This is a genomic window from uncultured Roseicyclus sp., from assembly GCF_937892565.1.
In the GTDB taxonomy this organism is placed as follows: domain Bacteria; phylum Pseudomonadota; class Alphaproteobacteria; order Rhodobacterales; family Rhodobacteraceae; genus Roseicyclus.
This window is the reverse complement of record NZ_CALAHQ010000031.1, coordinates 1-19,850: the sequence shown is the minus strand read 5'-3', so window position 1 is coordinate 19,850 and position 19,850 is coordinate 1. Positions and strand designations below refer to the sequence as shown.

27 protein-coding genes are annotated in these 19,850 nt (G+C 64.1%); 14 read left to right on the top strand and 13 right to left on the bottom strand.

The genetic code is table 11. The features are described 5' to 3' along the window. The 4 genes from Q0094_RS04540 to Q0094_RS04525 all read right to left on the bottom strand — a co-directional run. Positions 1 to 950, bottom strand: a 950-nt coding sequence (locus tag Q0094_RS04540) for an L-malyl-CoA/beta-methylmalyl-CoA lyase (protein WP_297615703.1), incomplete at its 3' end; no start/stop codon positions are given. A 110-nt stretch (positions 951 to 1,060) separates the two neighbouring features. Beyond that, the gene (locus Q0094_RS04535; protein ID WP_297615701.1) at positions 1,061 to 2,230 is read right to left on the bottom strand and encodes a MalY/PatB family protein; all 1,170 of its coding nucleotides are present in this window, start codon (positions 2,228 to 2,230) and stop codon (positions 1,061 to 1,063) included. Positions 2,231 to 2,297: 67 nt separating this feature from the next. After that, entirely contained in the window at positions 2,298 to 2,507 is a 210-nt protein-coding gene (locus Q0094_RS04530; protein WP_297615699.1) for a helix-turn-helix transcriptional regulator, read from the bottom strand. Continuing rightward, positions 2,504 to 2,911: a hypothetical protein gene (locus Q0094_RS04525; RefSeq protein ID WP_297615697.1), complete on the bottom strand. Its 408-nt coding sequence runs from the start codon at positions 2,909 to 2,911 to the stop codon at positions 2,504 to 2,506. The genes Q0094_RS04530 and Q0094_RS04525 overlap by 4 nt, the downstream gene beginning before the upstream one ends. Positions 2,912 to 3,048: 137 nt before the next feature. Here Q0094_RS04525 and def (Q0094_RS04520) point away from each other — a divergent pair, with 137 nt between their 5' ends. Genes def (Q0094_RS04520) through Q0094_RS04505 form a run of 4 tightly spaced genes read left to right on the top strand, consistent with a single transcriptional unit; the run spans position 3,049 to position 5,251 of the window. Continuing rightward, positions 3,049 to 3,573, top strand: a complete 525-nt coding sequence (def, locus tag Q0094_RS04520) for a peptide deformylase (RefSeq protein WP_297615695.1) — start codon at positions 3,049 to 3,051, stop codon at positions 3,571 to 3,573. Positions 3,574 to 3,596: 23 nt separating this feature from the next. Next, positions 3,597 to 4,073 carry a peptide deformylase gene (def, locus tag Q0094_RS04515; RefSeq protein ID WP_297615707.1) on the top strand — a complete coding sequence of 159 codons (477 nt, stop codon included), beginning with the start codon at positions 3,597 to 3,599 and terminating at the stop codon, positions 4,071 to 4,073. Beyond that, on the top strand, positions 4,073 to 4,981 hold the full coding sequence (fmt, locus tag Q0094_RS04510) for a methionyl-tRNA formyltransferase (RefSeq protein ID WP_297615693.1): 909 nt from the start codon (positions 4,073 to 4,075) through the stop codon (positions 4,979 to 4,981). The genes def (Q0094_RS04515) and fmt overlap by 1 nt, the downstream gene beginning before the upstream one ends. A 3-nt stretch (positions 4,982 to 4,984) precedes the next feature. Beyond that, a complete protein-coding gene (locus tag Q0094_RS04505; protein WP_297615691.1) occupies positions 4,985 to 5,251 on the top strand; it encodes a hypothetical protein in 267 nt (88 codons plus the stop codon). A 3-nt stretch (positions 5,252 to 5,254) separates the two neighbouring features. Here Q0094_RS04505 and acpS read toward each other — a convergent pair whose 3' ends face one another. The 6 genes from acpS to folK form a co-directional block, all read right to left on the bottom strand. Then, positions 5,255 to 5,707 carry a holo-ACP synthase gene (acpS, locus tag Q0094_RS04500; protein WP_297615689.1) on the bottom strand — a complete coding sequence of 151 codons (453 nt, stop codon included), beginning with the start codon at positions 5,705 to 5,707 and terminating at the stop codon, positions 5,255 to 5,257. Between the two features lie 188 nt (positions 5,708 to 5,895). Further along, on the bottom strand, positions 5,896 to 6,639 hold the full coding sequence (locus Q0094_RS04495; protein ID WP_297615687.1) for a pyridoxine 5'-phosphate synthase: 744 nt from the start codon (positions 6,637 to 6,639) through the stop codon (positions 5,896 to 5,898). Between the two features lie 31 nt (positions 6,640 to 6,670). After that, entirely contained in the window at positions 6,671 to 7,315 is a 645-nt protein-coding gene (locus tag Q0094_RS04490; protein WP_297615685.1) for a DUF2062 domain-containing protein, read from the bottom strand. A gap of 76 nt (positions 7,316 to 7,391) precedes the next feature. Further along, positions 7,392 to 9,515 (bottom strand): bifunctional (p)ppGpp synthetase/guanosine-3',5'-bis(diphosphate) 3'-pyrophosphohydrolase, encoded by a 2,124-nt coding sequence (locus Q0094_RS04485; RefSeq protein ID WP_297615683.1) that lies wholly within the window; start codon positions 9,513 to 9,515, stop codon positions 7,392 to 7,394. 28 nt (positions 9,516 to 9,543) lie between these two features. After that, a complete protein-coding gene (gene rpoZ / locus Q0094_RS04480; protein ID WP_297615681.1) occupies positions 9,544 to 9,897 on the bottom strand; it encodes a DNA-directed RNA polymerase subunit omega in 354 nt (117 codons plus the stop codon). Between the two features lie 87 nt (positions 9,898 to 9,984). Next, a complete protein-coding gene (gene folK, locus Q0094_RS04475) occupies positions 9,985 to 10,581 on the bottom strand; it encodes a 2-amino-4-hydroxy-6-hydroxymethyldihydropteridine diphosphokinase (protein ID WP_297615679.1) in 597 nt (198 codons plus the stop codon). Between the two features lie 104 nt (positions 10,582 to 10,685). Here folK and Q0094_RS04470 point away from each other — a divergent pair, with 104 nt between their 5' ends. The 7 genes from Q0094_RS04470 (at position 10,686) to rnc (ending at position 15,499) form a co-directional block, all read left to right on the top strand. Beyond that, complete coding sequence (locus tag Q0094_RS04470; RefSeq protein WP_297615677.1) at positions 10,686 to 11,246, top strand: NYN domain-containing protein; 561 nt, start codon at positions 10,686 to 10,688, stop codon at positions 11,244 to 11,246. 80 nt (positions 11,247 to 11,326) lie between these two features. Next, on the top strand, positions 11,327 to 12,277 hold the full coding sequence (gene ispH / locus Q0094_RS04465) for a 4-hydroxy-3-methylbut-2-enyl diphosphate reductase (protein ID WP_297615675.1): 951 nt from the start codon (positions 11,327 to 11,329) through the stop codon (positions 12,275 to 12,277). A 132-nt stretch (positions 12,278 to 12,409) separates the two neighbouring features. Beyond that, the gene (locus tag Q0094_RS04460) at positions 12,410 to 12,874 is read left to right on the top strand and encodes a DUF3429 domain-containing protein (protein WP_366940217.1); all 465 of its coding nucleotides are present in this window, start codon (positions 12,410 to 12,412) and stop codon (positions 12,872 to 12,874) included. A 9-nt stretch (positions 12,875 to 12,883) separates the two neighbouring features. After that, entirely contained in the window at positions 12,884 to 13,333 is a 450-nt protein-coding gene (gene rnhA, locus Q0094_RS04455; protein ID WP_297615673.1) for a ribonuclease HI, read from the top strand. Continuing rightward, positions 13,330 to 13,953 (top strand): trimeric intracellular cation channel family protein, encoded by a 624-nt coding sequence (locus Q0094_RS04450; protein WP_297615671.1) that lies wholly within the window; start codon positions 13,330 to 13,332, stop codon positions 13,951 to 13,953. The genes rnhA and Q0094_RS04450 overlap by 4 nt, the downstream gene beginning before the upstream one ends. An 80-nt stretch (positions 13,954 to 14,033) precedes the next feature. Next, complete coding sequence (gene lepB, locus Q0094_RS04445; RefSeq protein ID WP_297615669.1) at positions 14,034 to 14,819, top strand: signal peptidase I; 786 nt, start codon at positions 14,034 to 14,036, stop codon at positions 14,817 to 14,819. Further along, on the top strand, positions 14,816 to 15,499 hold the full coding sequence (gene rnc / locus Q0094_RS04440) for a ribonuclease III (protein ID WP_297615667.1): 684 nt from the start codon (positions 14,816 to 14,818) through the stop codon (positions 15,497 to 15,499). Before lepB ends, rnc begins: the two co-directional genes overlap by 4 nt. A 96-nt stretch (positions 15,500 to 15,595) precedes the next feature. Here rnc and argC read toward each other — a convergent pair whose 3' ends face one another. After that, positions 15,596 to 16,510, bottom strand: a complete 915-nt coding sequence (gene argC, locus Q0094_RS04435) for an N-acetyl-gamma-glutamyl-phosphate reductase (RefSeq protein WP_297615664.1) — start codon at positions 16,508 to 16,510, stop codon at positions 15,596 to 15,598. A gap of 132 nt (positions 16,511 to 16,642) precedes the next feature. Between argC and era the strand changes: the two genes are divergently transcribed. Both era and Q0094_RS04425 read left to right on the top strand, forming a co-directional pair. Next, the gene (era, locus tag Q0094_RS04430) at positions 16,643 to 17,548 is read left to right on the top strand and encodes a GTPase Era (RefSeq protein ID WP_297615662.1); all 906 of its coding nucleotides are present in this window, start codon (positions 16,643 to 16,645) and stop codon (positions 17,546 to 17,548) included. Positions 17,549 to 17,552: 4 nt separating this feature from the next. Continuing rightward, on the top strand, positions 17,553 to 17,885 hold the full coding sequence (locus Q0094_RS04425; RefSeq protein ID WP_297615660.1) for a DUF1491 family protein: 333 nt from the start codon (positions 17,553 to 17,555) through the stop codon (positions 17,883 to 17,885). Positions 17,886 to 17,924: 39 nt separating this feature from the next. Here the strand turns inward: Q0094_RS04425 and Q0094_RS04420 are convergent, their stop codons facing one another. Beyond that, positions 17,925 to 18,542 (bottom strand): Pr6Pr family membrane protein, encoded by a 618-nt coding sequence (locus Q0094_RS04420; protein ID WP_297615658.1) that lies wholly within the window; start codon positions 18,540 to 18,542, stop codon positions 17,925 to 17,927. Positions 18,543 to 18,606: 64 nt separating this feature from the next. On the opposite strand from Q0094_RS04420, the gene recO reads away from it, so the two are divergent. Beyond that, positions 18,607 to 19,347 (top strand): DNA repair protein RecO, encoded by a 741-nt coding sequence (recO, locus tag Q0094_RS04415; RefSeq protein WP_297615656.1) that lies wholly within the window; start codon positions 18,607 to 18,609, stop codon positions 19,345 to 19,347. Here recO and thpR read toward each other — a convergent pair. Continuing rightward, a partial coding sequence (gene thpR / locus Q0094_RS04410; protein ID WP_297615654.1) for an RNA 2',3'-cyclic phosphodiesterase occupies positions 19,329 to 19,850 on the bottom strand: 522 nt, incomplete at its 5' end. The genes recO and thpR overlap by 19 nt on opposite strands.

Sequence of the window (19,850 nt, the reverse complement as noted above, 5' to 3'; positions counted from 1 at the left end):
GCGATCATTTCGGCCTGTTTCACGATCACCTCGGCCTGCTTGATCGAAGCGATGTCAACGAGCCGCCCCTTGTAGACCGTGGCGCCTTGCCCGGATGCCTTGGCGGCCACCATCGCGGCGAGGATCTCGCGCGCCTCAAGCACGGCGGCGTCCGACGGGGTGAAGACCTCATTGGCAAGTGCAACCTGTTTGGGGTGGATCGCCCATTTGCCGACCATGCCCAGCGTGGCCGACCGGCGCGCTTGGGCGCGGAACCCCTCATCATCCGAGAAATCACCAAAGGGCCCATCCACGGGCAGCACCCCATGCGTGCGACAGGCCGCAACAATGGCCGCTTGCGCCCAATGCCACGGGTCCGACCAGTATTTCGCGCCGTCGCGGTGCATGTAATAGCGTTCCTGCGTGCCGCCGATGCCGGTGGTCTGCATCCCCATCGAGGCCGCGAAATCGGCCGCCCCAAGGCTCATCGCCTGCAAGCGGGGCGAGGCTTTGGCGATTTCTTCCACATGCGTGATGCCAGCGGCAGATTCGATGATCACCTCGAAGCCGATGCGCTTTTTGCGCCCCATCGCTGCCTCGATCGAACTGACCAGCGCATCGACGGCATAGATGTCGGCGGCGCATCCCACCTTGGGGATCATGATCAGGTCAAGCCGTTCGCCGGCCTGTTCCAGCAGATCAACGACATCGCGATACCACCACGGGCTGTCGAGGCCGTTGATCCGCACACTCAGCGTCTTGGTGCCCCAATCCACAGCTCCGATCGCCGCGATGACATTGGCGCGCGCGGTGGGCTTGTCATCAGGTGCGACCGAATCTTCGAGATCGAGGTTGATCACATCCGCCGCACTTGCCGCCATCTTCTCGAACAGCGCAGGCCGCGAACCGGGGCCGAACAACTGGCACCGGTTCGGGCGGGCAACAGGCGGGGGCTGAAGGCGGAAGCTCATGGGCGGGGTCCTTGCGCAAGGATGTTTCGTCTGAATTGCGCCATTCGATAGGATATTGCTTTGCAGCATGCAAGTGCTGCGGTGCAGCGTAGCGACAGCGTCAAGGACAGCTATTGCAGATCGGCGAATGCCGCCTGCATCCGCGCGACCGCATCCTCGACCACCGCGCGCGGGGCGGCGATGTTGAAGCGCAGGAAACTGTCGCCCCCTTGACCAAAGCTCGGCCCATGATTGACGGCGATCCGCGCACCTTTTTCGACGCGGGCGGTGAATTCCGCGCGGCTCATGCCGGTGCCGGAAAAATCGACCCAGGCCAGATAGGTCGATTGCAGCGCCATCGACCGCAGGCCGGGAATGGCGTTGATCCCCTCGTCGAAAATGCGCGCATTCTCGGCAAGATAGGCACAGACCCGATCAACCCATTCAGCGCCCTCGGGCGAATAGGCCGCCGTCACCATGAACAGCCCAAAGGAATTGGGCGACAGCCCCAGCGCCGCCATCCGCGTCCCGAACCGCGCGCGCAGGCCGGGATCATGGATGATCACATTGCCCACATGCGCGCCCGCGATGTTGAAGGTCTTGGTCGCCGCCGTCATCATCACCAGCCGGTCGGCAATGCCGTCGATCAAGGCCATGGGCGTGTGCACCTGCCCCGGCATCAGCAGATCATGGTGGATCTCGTCCGAGACAAGGATCAGATCATGGCGGCGCGCAAAATCGGCCACGCCGTCCAGCTCGGCCCGTGTCCAGACCCGGCCGCCGGGATTGTGCGGCGAACACAGGACAAGCAGTTTCTCATGCCCCTTCATCTGCGTGTCCCAGGCCGCGAAATCGAGGCTGTATTGCCCATCGACCAAAGGCATCTCGCATTCGACCAGATCGCGCCCCGCCGCGCGGATCACCCGGGCAAAGGCGTGATAGACCGGCGTGAACAGCACAACCCCATCGCCCGGCGCGGTAAAGGCATCGACGCACATCGCCGTGCCGTTCACCAGACCATGGGTGGTAAAGATCGCCGCCGGATCGACACGCCAGCCATGGCGGTGTTCCATCCACCAGCAGATCGCACCCAGATAGGCGCCTTCATCCCCGAAATAGCCGTAGATGCCGTGATCGGCCACCGCTTGCAGCGCGTCTTGCACGCAGGCCGGCGGGCGGAACTCCATATCGGCCACCCACATGGCGATGCCATCATCGGGGCTGACGCCGTAAAGCGCCTCCATCTTGTCCCATTTCACGCAATGCGTGCCGCGGCGGTCGATGATCTCGTCGAATGACATGGGTCGGCTCCGTGATGTGCTGTGCTGTGCGACGCCACGCTACCGTGTGGGGCGTCGGGCGCAAGCCTCAGTCGAGCAGCGCGAACAGTTCGTGGACCGAAACTCCCAGATGCCGGGCGAGCCGAAGCGCAAGGATGGTCGAGGGCACGAAGATACCGTTCTCGATGGTGTTGATCGTCTTGCGCGAGACACCGACGGCGTCGGCCAAATCGGCCTGCGTCAGGCCGGCCGCGCTGCGATGCGCCCTGAGCGCCACGACCAGCCGCACCCCGGTCATTCGGCACGGCCCCGAAGGACAGACCACAAGAAGTGAAGCGACGGCGCGATGGCGAGCACCGGCGCGATCAGGAAGAAGGCCGCGGCAGGGTCGGTGAGGCCCGCAAGCACAAGCCCGAAAAGCCCGAGAAACACTGCCATGACGGCCCAGTAGCCGAAGGCGAGGCTGGCCTGATGGGCGACCGCGTTCTGCTCATCCCAGGCGGCCTCGGCAGCGCGGGGGTAGCGCAGATGCGCCCAGACCGACAGCGCCGCGTAGCCAAGCGCGACGGCGCCGATCAGCCAGGGCCAACCTGTCCAGACATCCTGACGATGCAACAAGGCAGCCGCCATCGCGGCAGAGACGACAAGCACCAGCGCGGCATTGCCGAAAAGCCGGATGAGATTCACCGGATTGCGAGTCATGGATCGCTCCTTTCTGTAACCTTTGAGTTACATAATGAAGCCTTTGGTAACGTCAAGGTTACATTCTCGGTGGCAGGTCATGTCGCCGCGCCGCATGGGCGTTGCGGCATGGCCGAGGCTCGATTAAATGCCGTCGCATGAAACGCCCGATCCTGATCCATCCCGACCCGCGATTGAAAAAGCCGGCCCTGCCGATTGCCGATCTGTCGGATGATCTGCGCCGGTTGGCCGATGACATGCTGGAAACCATGTATGCCGCGCCGGGCATCGGGCTGGCCGCGCCCCAGATCGGCGTCGATACGCGGCTGATCGTGATGGATTGCATCAAGGGCGATGGCGCGCCGCCCCGCCCCATCGCGATGTTCAACCCCGAGATCGTGGCCGCCTCTGACGAACGCAGCATCTATGAGGAGGGCTGTCTGTCGATCCCCGACGTCTATGCCGATGTCGAACGCCCTGCTGCGGTCACGGCGCGCTGGATCGACCGCAACGGCGCCGAACAGCAAGAGACCTTCGACGGTCTCTGGGCCACCTGCCTGCAACATGAGATCGACCATCTGAACGGCGTGTTGTTCATCGATTACCTGACTGCCCTGCGCCGCCAGTTGATCACCCGCAAGATGGTGAAGCTCAAGAAAGACCGCATGCGGGAAAAGGCGTGAGCGGACAGAACCGCCCCTTTGTGATGTGGCCCGACAAGCGGCTGCGGACGCCCGCGGCCGATGTCGGGGCCATCACCGATGACATCCGCGCCATCTGGAACGACATGATCGCCACGATGGAGGCGATGCCGGGCGTAGGCTTGGCCGCGCCGCAGATCGGCGTGATGCTGCGGCTGGCCGTGGTCGATGCCAGCGATGCGCGGGGCCAGGCCATCCGCATGGCCAACCCCGAGATCATCGCCGCCGCCACCGCCCTGAACGATCATGAGGAAGCCAGCCCCAACCTGCCCGGCGTCTGGGCCAGGGTGACGCGCCCCGCGACCGTGACCGTCGCCTTTACCGATCATCTGGGAATGCGCGTGCGGCAGGAGTTTACCGGGCTCTGGGCGACATCGGTGCAGCATCAGATCGACCATCTGGAGGGGCGGATGTATTTCGACCGCCTGTCGCGTCTGAAGCGCGAGATGTTGCTCAAGCGGGCCACCAAGGGGGCGCGCTGATGCGGATCGTCTTCATGGGCACACCCGAGTTTTCCGTCAGGGTGCTGGATGGCTTGGTGGCCGCAGGCCATGAGATCGCTTGCGTCTACACCCAGCCCCCGCGGCCCGCCGGTCGCGGTCAGGCCGAGCGCCCCAGCCCGGTTCACACCCGCGCCAGCGCCTTGGGCTTGGACGTGCGCCACCCGCGCACGTTGCGTGATGCGGCAGCACACGCCGAATTCGCGGCCCTGAACGCGGATGTCGCGGTGGTGGTGGCCTATGGCCTGATCTTGCCGCAAGCGGTGCTCGATGCGCCCAAGCGCGGCTGCCTCAACATCCATGCAAGCTTGCTGCCGCGCTGGCGGGGGGCAGCACCCATTCAGCGCGCGATCATGGCGGGCGATGCGCAAACCGGGGTCTGCATCATGCAGATGGAGGCGGGGCTGGATACCGGGCCGGTGCTGATGACGCGCGCCATTCCCATCGGCGCGACGGACACGGCGGGCGATCTGCATGACCGGTTGGCGGTTCTGGGTGCCGATGCCGTGATTGCAGCGCTGGCGCAACTTGATGATCTGACGCCCCAGCCCCAGCGGGAGGCGGGGGTGATTTATGCCGAAAAGATCGACAAATCCGAGGCACGGGTGGATTGGACACGCCCCGCCGAGGAAATCGACCGTTTGATCCGTGGCCTCTCGCCCTTTCCGGGCGCCTGGGCGATGATCGCGGGCAAACGGGTCAAACTGATGCGCAGCCGCATGGCACAAGGCGCGGGCTTGCCCGGAACGGTTCTGGACGGCCTGACCATCGCCTGCGGCCAAGGTGCTGTCGCGATCACCGAGGTGCAGCCCGAAGGCAAGCCGCGGATGCCCGCCGAGGCCTATCTGAGGGGTGCGCGCATTGCGCCGGGTTTTGTAGTGGAGGGGTGAGCCATGGTGATGTTTTCGTTTTTCGGCTCGTTGATGATTGCGGGCGCGGTGGCGATCTTGTTCGAAAAATGGGGCTGGAGCCACAATGGCATGGTGCCGTCGATCCTGATCACCTTTGGTGCGGTGCTGGTCTTGTTCTTTCTGCGCGCGCTTTTCGGGCTGAGCTTTGGCACACCGGGCGTCGATGCCATCATCGGGTCAAGCGCGGCGCTTGTGCTGATCCCCACCGAATACGCCTATCGGCGGCGGCAGAAAGATCGGCGGCGCTAAGCTTCAGCCGATCTTGCGCCGCGAGACCGGGCCGACTTGGGGGCGTTGGGTTTGCTCACCCAAGGGCAGGGCTTCGATCACCACATAGGCATGCGCCCATGGATGGTCATCGGTCAGGCTGACATGGATGATCGCGCCGTATCCATCCGGGGTCATCTGATCGAGGCGTTCCTTGGCCCAGCCCGAGACCTGCATCACAGGCTGACCAGACGGCAGATTGCTGACCGCCATGTCCTTCCACGAAATACCCATGCGCAACCCGGTGCCAAGCGCCTTTGAGCACGCCTCCTTGGCAGCCCAGCGCTTGGCGTAGACGGAAGCGGGGTCCTTCATCCGATCGGCGCGGTTCTGTTCGGTCACGGTAAAGACACGGTCGCGGAACCGGTCGCCAAAGCGGTCCAGCGCACGCTGAATGCGTTCGATATTGGCCAGATCGGTGCCGATACCCAGGATCATGACAGGGGACCGACGGCTTGATCGAGGTTGGAGCATACGGCCCGCCCCCGCACTGCGGCCATGACCGCAGGGGCAGCCGCCCCAGTCAGGACAGCAAACAAGATGCGCACAAAACCCTCCGGGTCTGACGGTGGTCTGAACACGACAAGCTTCGCCCATTCACCGCGAATTCGCAATGGGCGCCGCGATCACCCGCGGGCGGCATCCATCTGCGCGCGCATCTGGGCGATGGCCGTGGGCAGACCGACAAACACCGCCTCACCGATCAGAAAATGGCCGATATTCAGCTCCACCACCTCGGGGATGGCGGCGATGGGGGCGACATTGTCATAGCTCAACCCATGGCCCATATGCACCTCAAGGCCCAGATCGGCGGCCTGTTTGGCACCTGTGATCAACCGGGCAAGCTCTGCGTCACGGGCGGTAAAGTCACCTTCGGCATGAAAATCGCAATAGGCGCCGGTGTGCAATTCGATGACCGGCGCGCCGATCCGGGCGGCGGCCGCGATCTGCGCGGGGTCGGCCGCGATGAACAACGACACCCGGCACCCCGCTTCGCGCAACGGCGCGATGTAATCGCCCATCCAGTTGGCGTTCGCCGCCACCTCAAGCCCGCCTTCGGTGGTGCGTTCCTCGCGGCGTTCGGGCACGATGCAGGCGGCATGCGGGCGATGGGACAGCGCGATCGCTTGCATCTCGGGCGTCGCGGCCATCTCGAAGTTGAGGGGAATCGTGATCGCCGCCATGATCGCCCCGACATCGGCGTCGCGGATGTGGCGCCTGTCCTCGCGCAGATGGGCTGTGATGCCGTCGGCGCCGGCCTGTTCGGCCATCATGGCCGCGCGCACCGGATCGGGCAGCGCGCCGCCGCGCGCATTGCGCACTGTCGCCACATGGTCGATGTTGACGCCCAGCCTTAAACGACTTGCCATTGTTTTCGTCTCCCTGCCGATGGGATGAAGCCTAGCGCTTGACCGCCGCTGCGCCAGCCTGTTCGCGCAGCTTTTCCATCTTCTTGCGCAATCGCACCAGACGCCGCTTTTGATAGGCCCGGATCACCGGAACGCTCAGATAATAACACACCGCCCCACAGATCAGGCCGGGAATGATCGACCCCACCATCCACGGAAAGAACACATCGTCGTAAAACCTGTGCAACTCGGCCCAGTGGGCGCGCTCAGGCGTAAAGATCGCAACGAAATTGTACCACAGATCACCCGCTGCCGCCGCGAATTTGGAAAATGTCGAATCATCGACGGCGCTGCGCATGCTGCTGCCCAGCATCCAATGCCCGGTCTGAAGCGAGATGATGGCAATCGGTACATATGTCAGGGGATTTCCGATAAAGGTCGCCAAAAGCGACGCAAGGATCGACCCACGCATCATCTTTGCCAAGACCGCGGCAACAAGGAAATGCAGCCCAAAGAATGGGGTAAAGACGGTAAAGGCCCCCGCAAACACGCCACGCGCGATTTGCTCGGGCGTGCCGGGCAGACGGTGCATGCGGTGCTTGACGTAATGAAAGGCGCGCACCCAGCCCCCGCGGGGCCAGAACACTTCGCCCACCAGACGCAGGGCCGATCGCGACTCGCGGCGCTTGAAAACCACGATGTGTCTGCCTTTCCCTTCCTGCCCGCGTCATGCCCGAAAGCCTGCGCAAGCCCTCTTTGCGGCGATGGACCCCTCAGGGGCGCCGGTCGAGGCTCCGGAACCTCTGAAGGCTTGCCACATCGCTGTCCAGTTCCACCGCCATCATGACCGCATGCAGATGTTCTGCATTGCGGACATCGACATCGATCAGAAGCCGGAAATAGTCCGGTTTCCTGTCAATAAAATGTAAGTCCGAGATATTGGCGTTCTGTTCGCCGATCAATGTGCAGATGCGACCCAGCACGCCTTTTTGGTTGGACAGTGTCACATCCACCGTGACGTTATGGATCGCCGCATGGCGCCCTTCTGTCCAGTGCAGATCGATCCAGCGTTCGGGGCTGTCGTCGAATGCCGCAAGCGACGGGCAATCGATGGCATGCACGATGGGCCCACGCCCCAGATAGGTGATGCCGACGATGCGTTCGCCCGGCACCGGCTGACAACATTGCGCGCGGCGTGTCTCGGCCCCTGCGGGAAGACCGATGACCGCGCGCCGCGCTTCGACATCCGTGGTGTCGGATTGGCGGGCCAGTTCGGGATAGATGCGCGCCACGACCGACCGGGCCGACAATTCGGCCGAACCGATCCGTGCCAGCATTTCAGCACCGTTTTTCAGCCCGATGGCCCGCGCCGCGGTATCGAGCGCCTTGTCGGTCGCCTTTTTGCCCACCTGCTCAAAGGCCAGCCGCGCCAATTCGCGACCCAGCTTGATAAAGCGTTCGCGGTCTTCCTCGCGCAGCATCCGCCGGATCGCGGCCTTGGCGCGGCCTGTCACGACGATATCGATCCAGCTTGCCTGCGGGGTCTGACCCTCGGCGGTGATGATCTCGATCGACTGGCCGTTCTTGAGCCGCGTCCAGAGCGGCACACGCAGCCCGTCGACCTTGGCCCCCACACAGGAATGACCGATCCGGGTGTGGATCATATAGGCGAAATCGATGGGGGTGGCGCCTTTGGGCAATTGCACGACATCGCCCTTGGGCGTGAAGCAAAACACCTGATCGGAATACATCTCGAGCTTCACATGCTCGAGGAATTCGTCATTGTCCTCGGCATTCTCGAAGCGTTCTGTCAGCCCTTCAAGCCATTTGGCCGGATCGACGGCAAAGGGGTTTTCCGATCTGACGCCGTCACGATAGGACCAATGCGCCGCCACGCCCGATTCGGCCACATCATGCATCTGGCGGGTGCGGATCTGCACCTCGACGCGCTTGCCGTCGCGCCCCGACACGGTGGTGTGGATCGAACGGTAGCCGTTCGATTTGGGCTGGCTGATGTAATCCTTGAACCGCCCCGGCACCGCGCGCCAGCGTTGGTGGATCGCGCCCAGCACACGGTAGCAATCATCCTCGGTCGCGGTCAGCACGCGGAACCCGTAAATGTCGGACAGCCGCGAAAATGACAGCTCCTTTTCCTGCATCTTGCGCCAGATCGAAAAGGGCTTTTTTGCGCGCCCAAACACATCGGCCTTGAGCCCGTGGCGGTCAAGCACCGCCTCGATGTCATCGCTGATGCGCGGGATCGCATCGCCGGTTTCCTTTTGCAGCGTCAGGAAACGCCGCATGATGGAATTGCGCGCCTCGGGGTTGAGGACCCGAAACGACAGATCCTCAAGTTCTTCGCGCATCCATTGCATGCCCATGCGGCCCGCGAGCGGGGCGTAGATATCCATGGTCTCATGCGCTTTCTTGGCCTGTTTTTCGGCCGGCATGTGGCGAATGGTGCGCATGTTGTGCAGCCGGTCGGCCAGCTTGACCAAGATGACGCGCAAATCCTTGGACATTGCCATCAGCAGCTTGCGGAAATTCTCGGCCTGCTTCGATTCGCGGCTGGAAAGTTCGAGATTGGTCAGCTTGGTGACCCCATCGACCAGCTCGGCCACATCGGTGCCAAAAAGCCGGGCGATCTCGGAATAGGTGCCTTTGGTATCTTCGATCGTGTCGTGCAAAAGGGCTGTGGCGATGGTGGCGTCATCCAGCCGCTGTTCGGTCAGGATGGCGGCCACCGCCACGGGATGGGTGAAATAGGGCTCGCCGGAGTGGCGTGTTTGCCCCTCATGCATCCGCTGCGCATAGGCATAGGCCCCGCGCAAAAGCGGCTCGTTGGTCTTGGGATTGTAGTTCCGAACCAGCGCGATCAGGTCGTCGGCGTCTATCATGCCCTGCTCAACCTGTCCGCGCGGGTCCCTACCTGTGGCCCTGTGCTTCCATGAGCGCGCGCAGCATCTGCTCTTCGCTCATGTTGTCATGCACGGGGCGGTCGGCGTCCACACCCTGCAAAAGCGCCATTGCGTCTTCTTCGGGTTCGTCGACCTCGATCTGGGTCTGATGGCTTTCGATCAGGCGTTCGCGCAGATCATCGGCGCCCTGGGTCTCATCGGCGATCTCGCGCAGCGCCACGACAGGATTCTTGTCGTTATCGCGGTCGATGGTCAGGGCCGCACCCGCCGCGATTTCACGCGCGCGGTGGGCGGCAAGCATCACAAGCTCGAACCGATTGGGAACCTTGTCGACGCAATCTTCAACGGTGACGCGGGCCATACGAAGGCACCTCCAGAGTCTGCACGGGAGTATCCGAAAAGCACGACTTAAGCCCGGGCGCGTGAAATGACAAGCCAGAACCGCCCATCACGGCGCGGCATCGAAAGGCACGACTTCGGCCCGCTCGGCCGGTGGGCGGGCGGCCAGCATCTGGGCCACGCTCAGCCCCGTCACGGGATGGAACCAATCAGGGGCGATATCGGCCAAGGGCACCAAGACAAAGCTGCGCTCGGCCAGACGCGGATGCGGCAATATCAGGCGGTCGGGTGTTTGCCGGGCCGCCTGATCGGGCGCCAGGCTTTGCCAGTGACGCTGGGTTTGGGCATCGGGCAGCACCTGCGCGCCCAGCGCAATCAGATCGATGTCCATGATTCGGGCCTCCCATCGCTGGCGCCGGGTCCGGCCCATTGCGGCCTCCACCTCATGAAGCAGCGCCAGCAGCGCCTCGGGCGTATCCTCCCACCACAGCTCAGCGGCCGCATTGACGAATTCGGGCCCCGATCCGGCCGGAAAGGCCGGTGTGCGGTACAAGCCACTGACACGGAGCGCGCGCCCAAGCCGTTGCTCCAACAGCGCCACCGCCAGCAGCACGGTCTCTTTGGGGTGCTGGCCGTGATGGGCAAGGTTGGAACCCAAGGCCAGCAAGGCCCGCGACGCCGCAGGAATTTCAACAGCGTTCTTCATCCGCTCGACGCACCCCTTGCCTTTGGTATAAGGATTCGCACCATTCAGATCATCTATCGATCCGCACGATTGCACCAAAAGCCATTCATCAAGGACCAGTCCACATGTTTTACCGCGACGAGCGCCTCGCTTTGTTCATCGATGGCTCCAATCTCTACTCGGCGGCCAAGGCGCTGGGGTTCGACATCGACTATCGGCTGCTGCGTAGCGAATTCATGCAGCGCGGCAAACTGCTGCGCGCCTTTTACTACACCGCGCTGCTCGAAAACGATGAATATTCGCCACTCCGCCCGCTGGTGGACTGGTTGAACTACAACGGCTTTACCATGGTGACCAAGACCGCAAAGGAATTCACCGACAGCCAAGGCCGGCGCAAGATCAAGGGCAACATGGATATCGAACTGGCCGTCAATGCCATGGAAATCGCGGAACATGTCGATCACATCGTGTTGTTTTCTGGCGATGGCGATTTCCGTCCCCTGGTCGAGGCGCTCCAGCGCAAGGGGTGCCGGGTCTCGGTGGTGTCGACCATCCGCTCGCAGCCTCCGATGATCGCCGATGATTTGCGCCGTCAGGCGGATAACTTCATCGAGCTGGACGAATTGCGCGACGTGATCGGCCGCCCGCCGCGTGAACCGCGCGACGGCAACACCCCAACGGCATGACCCAAAGGCTGGACGCCAGCGCGCGAAGCTTTTAGCTCTGGTGTAAATCCGATCTGACAGTTCAGCCGCCCGAGGCACCGATGACAAAGCCGCCACTCACCATCCATCTTGCTGCGCCGCGCGGCTTTTGCGCAGGCGTGGACCGGGCGATCAAGATCGTCGAAATGGCGATCGCGAAATGGGGCGCACCCGTCTATGTGCGCCACGAGATCGTTCACAACAAATTCGTCGTCGATGATCTGCGTGCCAAGGGCGCGGTGTTCGTCGAAGAACTGGACGACTGCCCGCTGGATCGGCCCGTGATCTTTTCGGCCCATGGTGTGCCAAAATCCGTTCCACAAGAGGCCGCACAGCGCCAGATGATTTTTGTCGACGCCACCTGCCCCTTGGTCAGCAAGGTCCATATCGAGGCCGCGCGCCACCACGAAAACGGGCTCCAGATGATCATGATCGGCCATGCAGGCCACCCCGAAACCATCGGCACCATGGGCCAACTGCCCGAGGGCGAGGTGCTTTTGGTCGAAACGGTCGAGGATGTGGCGACCGTTCTGGTCCGCGACCCGGCGCGTCTGGCCTTTGTGACACAGACCACGCTCAGCGTTGATGACACCGCAGACATCGTGGCGGCGCTGAAGGCGCGGTTCCCGGCCATCGTCGGCCCCCACAAGGAAGACATCTGTTACGCCACCACCAACCGGCAAGACGCCGTCAAGGTCATGGCGCCGCTTTGCGATGCCATGCTGGTGGTCGGCGCGCCCAATTCGTCCAATTCGAAACGATTGGTCGAGGTGGGGGCGCGCGCCGGATGTGGCTATGCCCAGCTTGTCCAACGTGCCGCAGAGATCGACTGGCGCGCGCTTGAAGGCATCCGCGCGCTGGGCATCACGGCAGGCGCCAGCGCGCCCGAGGTGTTGGTCAACGAGGTGATCGATGCGTTCCGCGCCCGTTTCGAGGTAACGGTGAGACCCGTGGTGACGGCGGAGGAACACGTCGAATTCAAGGTGCCGCGTGTGCTGCGCGACCCAGTCTGAGTTCGAGGCCGATTTTTCGTACGAAAAATCGCACATGCGGATTTTCGTACGAAAATCCGGCCACGCCCCAAAACCGCGCCCCGCTTGCGCATCTGCCGTGGTGCAGTTTCACTTGCCCGTCCGGCCCACGCCATGCAGATACCACCCATGATGCGCATCCCTGCCCCCGCCCTGCTTCTCGGCATCGCCGGATTGATCCCGTTCCTCTACGGCGCTCTGAGCCTATGGGTGCCCGCCCTTGCAGAAATTGGCCGCGCATGGAGCCCCAACCACACTGGACGGGCGCTGTTGCAGATCTACGGCATCGTGATCTTGTGCTTCATGGCAGGCGTGATCTGGGGCTTTGCCACCAAGGCCGAGGGGCGGCAGGCAGCGCTCTTCTACGGTCTGTCGGTGATCCCTGCGATTTTTGTGTTCCTGACGGCCTTTGCCGAACCACGGCCAAGTCTGATCATGCTGATCACGGGTTTCATCGCGCTTCTGGCGATCGACGCCAGTGCAGCTCGGCAAGGGCTGGCGCCCGCATGGTGGCTGCCGCTGCGGCTGATGCTGACGGCGGTTGTCGTGATCTGTCTTGGTGTCGGGGTCGTGACATGAGGGGCAAGCATGCCTGAACTTTTTGCCTATACCGACGGGGCCTGTTCGGGCAATCCCGGGCCGGGCGGCTGGGGCGCGCTGTTGCAGGCCAGGGACGGCGATGCCGTCGTCAAGGAACGCGAACTCCACGGCGGCGAGGCCGACACCACCAACAACCGGATGGAGCTTTTGGCCGCCATCGCGGCACTTGAGGCGCTGGAGCGTCCGGCAGGCATCACCATCGTGACCGACAGCGCCTATGTGAAGAATGGCGTGACCGGCTGGATCCATGGCTGGAAGCGCAATGGCTGGAAGACCTCGTCCAACAAGCCGGTCAAGAACGAAGATCTCTGGCGGCGTCTGGATACCGCACAGGCGCGCCACCGCGTGACATGGCAATGGGTCAAGGGCCATGCCGGCCACCCTGAAAACGAGCGGGCCGATGAATTGGCGCGCGCTGGCATGAAGCCGTTCAAATGACGGTCCTGAGCGCGCTGGATTACGCTGCCGTTTTGGTCTTTGCGCTGACGGGCGGGCTGGCGGCCTCGCGGGCACAGTTGGATCTTGTGGGGTTCATGTTCATGGCCAGCCTGACCGCTGTGGGCGGTGGCACGCTGCGTGATCTGTTGCTCAACCGCGATCCGGTGTTCTGGATCGCCGATCCCACGCCGCTGGCGATCGCGGCAACTGCGGCCGTGCTGGTGTTTTTCACCGCCCATCTGCTGGAAAGCCGCCAGACGGTTCTGACCTGGCTCGATGCGCTGGCGCTGCCCATCGCGGTGGCAGCAGGCGTCAGGGCTGCGACGGAAACCGGACAAAGCGTGCCGATCATCTTGATCATGGGGATCATCACGGGATGTGTGGGCGGGCTGTTGCGCGATATCGTGGCCAACGAGGTGCCGCTGTTGATCCGGTCGGGCAAGCTTTACATCACGGCCGCTTTCGCCGGTGCCGGTGCGGCGGTGATCACCGAGGCGCTATGGCCATCCGAGGCGCTGTCGCTGATCGCCTGCATCGTGACCTGTTTTGCGCTGCGTTCGGGATCGCTGCTGTTTGGCTGGCAGTTGCCGGTCTATAAACCGCGCGCCCCGCGCCCCTGAGGCGCCCCAGTTTTCTTGACTCGGGCGCGGGGCTGGCTCAAGACCCGCAAGGATGACAACACGCGAAAAGGCGAACCATCATGGCGGCAGCGGCCAAACAGGACAGCATCATGGAAACGGTCAAGACGATCGTCTATGCGCTGCTGATCGCGGGGGTGTTCCGGACCTTGTTCTTTCAGCCCTTCTGGATCCCCTCGGGATCGATGAAGGACACGCTCCTGATCGGGGATTTCCTGTTCGTCAACAAGATGGCCTATGGCTATTCGCGCCATTCCTGCCCGTTTTCCATGTGCCCCTTCGAAGGGCGGCTTTTCGGCCGTGACCCTGAGCGCGGCGATGTGGTGGTGTTTCGCCACCCGACCGAAGGCAGTGATTTCATCAAGCGGGTGATCGGTCTTCCCGGTGATCGCGTGCAGGTCATCGCGGGGGTTTTGCATCTCAACGGGGTGGCAGTGAGCCTGACGCAAGCCCCCCCCTTTCAAGAGGTGTTCGAACCCCAGGGACCGCAAGCTTTGCCTCCGCGCTGTTCCAACGCGCCTGTGGGCGCGGGCGGAATTTGTGAAAAGGAACGCTTTACCGAAACCCTGCCCGGCGGGGTCAGCCATTCGATCCTCAACATCGCGAACGGCACCCGGGGCGACGACACACAGGAATATCTGGTGCCCGACGGAAATTTCTTTGTGATGGGCGACAACCGCGACAATTCGGTGGATTCGCGCTTTCCGCAATCGGTGGGTGGGGTGGGCTTTGTACCTTTCGCCAATCTGCTGGGACGGGCGGACCGGGTCATGTTCTCATCGGCAGGGCGGCGCATGGTCTATTTCTGGACATGGCGCGCGGACCGGTTTTTCGAGGCGATCGAGTGAAGCTGGCGCGCGAGCTCGAAGCATTCTGTGACCGGCTGGGCCATCGCTTTGCCCAGCCCGAGTTGATCACGCGCGCGCTGACCCATGCCTCCCTGTCATCGGCGACGCGGCCCGACAATCAGCGGCTGGAATTTCTGGGCGACCGGGTCTTGGGTCTGGTGATGGCCGAGGCGGTTCTGGCGCAAGACGGGGCCGCCAGCGAAGGGCAGCTTGCGCCGCGCTTCAACGCGCTGGTGCGCAAGGAAACCTGTGCCGAGGTGGCGCGCGAGATCGATCTGGGCGCGGTGCTGCGCCTGGGAAAATCCGAGATGTCGACGGGTGGGCGGCGCAAGACGGCGCTGCTTGGCGATGCGATGGAGGCCGTGATCGCGGCGGTCTATCTCGATGGCGGGTTCGAGGCGGCGCGCGCAGTTTTGTTGCGGCTGTGGGGCGCGCGGGTGGCAGGCGTGGCAGAGGATGCGCGCGACGCCAAGACCGCGCTGCAGGAATGGGCACAAGCCCGCGGCATGGCGCCGCCCAGCTACCGTGAGCTGTCCCGCGACGGGCCGGACCATGCGCCGATCTTTCGGGTCGAGGCGCGGCTGGCCGATGGTCAGACCGCCGAAGCCGAGGGCAAGGTCAAGCGACAGGCCGAACAGGCCGCAGCCCAGGCCCTGCTTGATCGGCTGTGCGCAAGCTGACAGGGGTTTCGCCGCGCGTTGCGCGGCGACCCGCCGGGGGGCTTCACCCCCCGGACCCCCGAGAGTATTTGCAAAGCAAAGATGGGCAAGACGGGCTCAGAGGCCCAGCGCCTCGTCCAGACCCAGCAGCAGGTTGAGGTTCTGCACCGCCGCGCCAGAGGCACCTTTGCCGAGATTGTCGAGGACAGCGATGAGCACGGTGGCCCCGGTCTCAAGGGCGCCATCCACGGTCAACTCCATCCGGTTGGTGTTGTTCAGGCGCTGCGGGTCGATCCGGTCGCCCATAGCGGCGCGTTCGACCACCTGCACGAAATGCTGGCTCGCGTAATGGTCGCGCAGTGCGGCCATCGCGGCCGCGGGGCCACCGGGCGGCAGATGCAGCGGCACCTGCACGATCATGCCTTGGGCGAACTGGCCCACTTGGGGCACAAAGATCGGTTTGCGCAGCAGCCCGGCGCGGGCCATGATCTCGGGAAGATGCTTGTGGTGTTGCGATGTTGCATAGACGAAACCGCCTTGCACGCGCCCCTCTTCGAAATCCGCGATCATGGCCTTGCCACCGCCGGAATAGCCCGAAACAGCGTTGATCGTGATCGGGTGATCGGGCGCGATGAGGCCGGCGTCGATCATGGGCTTGAGCAGCGCGATGGCGCCCGTCGAATAGCAGCCGGGGTTTGACACATTCTTTGCCGCAGCGATCCGGCCGCGGGCGCCTGCGTCAAGCTCGGGAAAGCCGAATTCCCATGCCAGATCGGTGCGGTGCGCCGTCGAGGCATCGATCACCCGACAGGGCAGATCGCGCAGATCCGGCGCGATCTCATGGACCGCGGCATCGGGCAGGCACAAAATGGCCACATCGGCTTGAGCAAAGGCGCCAAGGCGGGCAAGGCGGGATTTGCGCTGGTCCTCGGGCAGGGAGATCAAGGTGATATCGGCGCGACGTTCAAGGCGCGCACGGATCTGCAGGCCGGTGGTTCCAACCTCGCCATCGATGAACACTTTTGCCGCCATGGTCCTGTTCCCTTGCTCTGACAGACGCGCCCCCATAGCGCCGATGGGTGGCGTCGTGCAACCGTGGACTGTGGCCATGACAGGTGCGATCGGCTAGGAGAGACAGCCAGAGAACCCCGAGGATACGACCCCATGACCAGCCGCGCCGGCTTTACTGCCCTGATCGGAGAGCCCAACGCGGGCAAATCCACGCTTCTCAACCGCATGGTGGGGGCCAAGGTCTCGATCGTGACGCACAAGGTGCAGACAACGCGCGCGCGCATCCGCGGCGTGGCTCTGGCCGGGGAGGCACAGATCGTCTTTGTCGACACACCCGGCCTGTTCCGGCCCCGCCGCAGGCTGGACCGCGCGATGGTGGCGGCTGCCTGGGGGGGCGCGGCAGATGCCGATGTGATCGTCTTGTTGATCGAGGCGCATCGCGGCAAGACCGAAGGGGTGGATGCGATCCTTGAAGGCTTGGCCGAAAAGGCCAAGGGCCGCCGCGTCGCGCTGGCCATCAACAAGATCGACCGGGTCGAGGCGCCGGTTCTGTTGAAGCTGACCGAAGCCATGAATGCGGCCTTTCCCTTTGAGCGCACCTTCATGATCTCGGCCGAAAAGGGATATGGGGTCGAGGATCTGCGCGATTGGCTGGGGCACGCCATGCCAGAGGGGCCGTGGCTTTACCCCGAGGATCAGATCGCCGATCTGCCGATGCGGATGATCGCGGCCGAGATGACGCGCGAAAAGCTGACGCTGCGGCTGCATGAGGAATTGCCCTATCAGCTGACCGTCGAGACCGAAAGCTGGCAAGAACGCGACGATGGATCGGCGCGGATCGACCAGATCGTTTACGTCACCCGCGACGGCCACAAGGGCATCTTGCTGGGCAAGGGCGGCGAGACGATCAAGGCCGTGTCCAAGGCCGCCCGCGAAGAGCTGGAAACCTTCATGGGCCGCCGCGTGCATCTGTTCTTGCAGGTCAAGGTGCGCCCGAACTGGCTGGAAGAGGCAGAGCGCTATTCCGAGATGGGTCTCGATTTCCGCGACGGGAATTGAGCTGATGGCGCCAAGGCTGACGGCGGAATTCTGGGTGGCGGCCTATCTGGCGCGGCTCAGGCTTGCTGATATTCCCGCCTTTGTCGTGGCGCGCGGCGATGCCACGGCGGGGGCTGTGGTGGTCAAATGCAACACGCTCGATGGGCGGGGCGTGGCGTTTCAGCGGCGCACCGACCCGATGACCGGGGACCCCATCTGGATGGAACTGGCCAGCGGCCCCGAGGCCGAGATCGACGCCGCGATCGCCCGGCAGCGCGGGTTTGACCCCGATCTCTGGGTGATCGAGGTCGAGGATCGCGGCGGTCGGCATCTGCTCGATACGCCGGGGCTGGACTGAACGGCCGATGGCCAGGGCGTTGGGCATAGTCCGGCACGGTCATCTGTCGGCATATCGGCCGATGGCGATCATCACCGCGCCCCCAAGGACGAAGGCGCACAAGAGCCCCGCAAGGTTCATGGCGACCGTCACGGGCGACAGGGCGCCCAGATCGACAAAGGGATAGGGATAGGCGCCGTCAACCGCGCCACGCACGAGCGCATAGGCCCCATAGACCGCCGGCCAGAGCGCAAGTCCGGGCAGATGCCGCAACGCAAGCTGCCGCTTTGGCGCAAAGGCCAACCACCACAGCGCGATGGCAATGGGGCCGGCGGTGTGCAGCCCGTGATCGGCCCACCAGCCAATGCCGGTAAAGGTCACGAGGTCAGACAGCAACAGGTGGTAGACCGCGCCGGCCATGACCATCGACAGCGTCAGCGCGGCCAACCAGACAAACGGCACCCGCCCACGGGGCGGGCGGGCAACCATGACAAGGCTCACGGCCACCAGAAGATTGGTCAGGATGGTGAAATACCGCGCCATGTCCCATGCGGTGGTCAAGGGGGGCGCGGCCCGGATCGTGATGAGGTGATGGAATTGCGCGGCAACCGACACCAGCGCCAGAAGCGCGATCACAAGAGCCAGACGACGGGCGGGACGGGACAACGCGGCAAACATGGGCCAAGCCTGCCATGGCCCTGCCAGATGGACAAGCGCGGGCTGGCGGGCTTAACTCGGGCGCATGGAATGGCGGGCCGAGGGGATCGTTCTGGGCGTGCGTCGGCATGGCGAACATGCCGCGATCGTGGATCTGTTGACCGCCGATCACGGGCGGCATCTGGGCGTGGTGCGGGGTGGCGCCTCGCGCAAGATGGCACCGCTGTTGCAGCCCGGCGCACAGATCGATGCGACGTGGCGGGCGCGGCTGGATGGGCACATGGGAAGCTACACCGTGGATCTGATCCGGGGGCGTGCCGCCACAGCGATGGAGGACCGGCTGACGCTGGCGGGGCTGTCGGCGGTCTGTGCGCTATTGTCCTTTGCCTTGCCCGAACGCCAAGCCTATCCGGCGCTTTATGCCCGCAGCCTTGCGCTGCTCGACGGGCTGGGGGCCGACCGCTGGCCCGAGGCCTATCTGGGCTGGGAACAGGCGCTTCTGGAGGAAACGGGGTTCGGTCTTGATCTGTCGGCCTGTGCGGTGACGGGGGCGACGCAGGGGCTGGCCTATGTCTCGCCACGGAGCGGCCGGGCGGTGTCGGCGGCTGGGGCGGGTTCATGGGCCGATCGGCTGTTGATCCTGCCGGGTGTCATGCGCGGCGTGCCGGGCAACGACCCGCGCGAGGTGGTGCAGGGGCTGGCTGTCACCGGCCATTTCCTATCCACGCATCTGGCGGGGTCGCTGGGCAACAAGCCCCTGCCCCCGGCGCGCCAGCGGCTTGTCGATCTGATCGCCGCCCGCGCGGCTCAACCTGACAGCGGATAACTGGCCAGAGGGTCGTGATGGGCGCCGCGCGGCCCAAGCGTCGAGCGGTAGAGCGTCACCGCCCGCGCGGTAAAACCGGGCAGATCGGGGCGGGCCCCGAGGCTGGCCGCCAAGCGGTCGCGCGCCACACCATCGGGGCGGCGCCCGGCCCGCATCAAGGTGACATGCGGGCGGAACCGGCGGCGCGGCAGATCAAGCCCCGCCTGCCGGCACAGGCTGGCGATCCGGTCATGCAAGGCTTGCAACGCGTCGCTGCGTGCCACGGCGGCAAAGATCAAGCCACGCTCGGCCTCGGTCATGCTGTCGATGCCGGTAAAGCAGATCTCGACCGGCTTTGCCCGCAGGCCCGTCAACAGATCATGCAGATCTTCCAGCGCAGGTTGAGGGGCGTCCTCAAGAAAAGCCAACGTCAGATGGAGATTTTGGTCGGGCACGGGGCGACCAAAGGCAATGGCCGATTGCACCCGGATCAGGGCACCGGCCACGTCATCTGGAATGTCGAG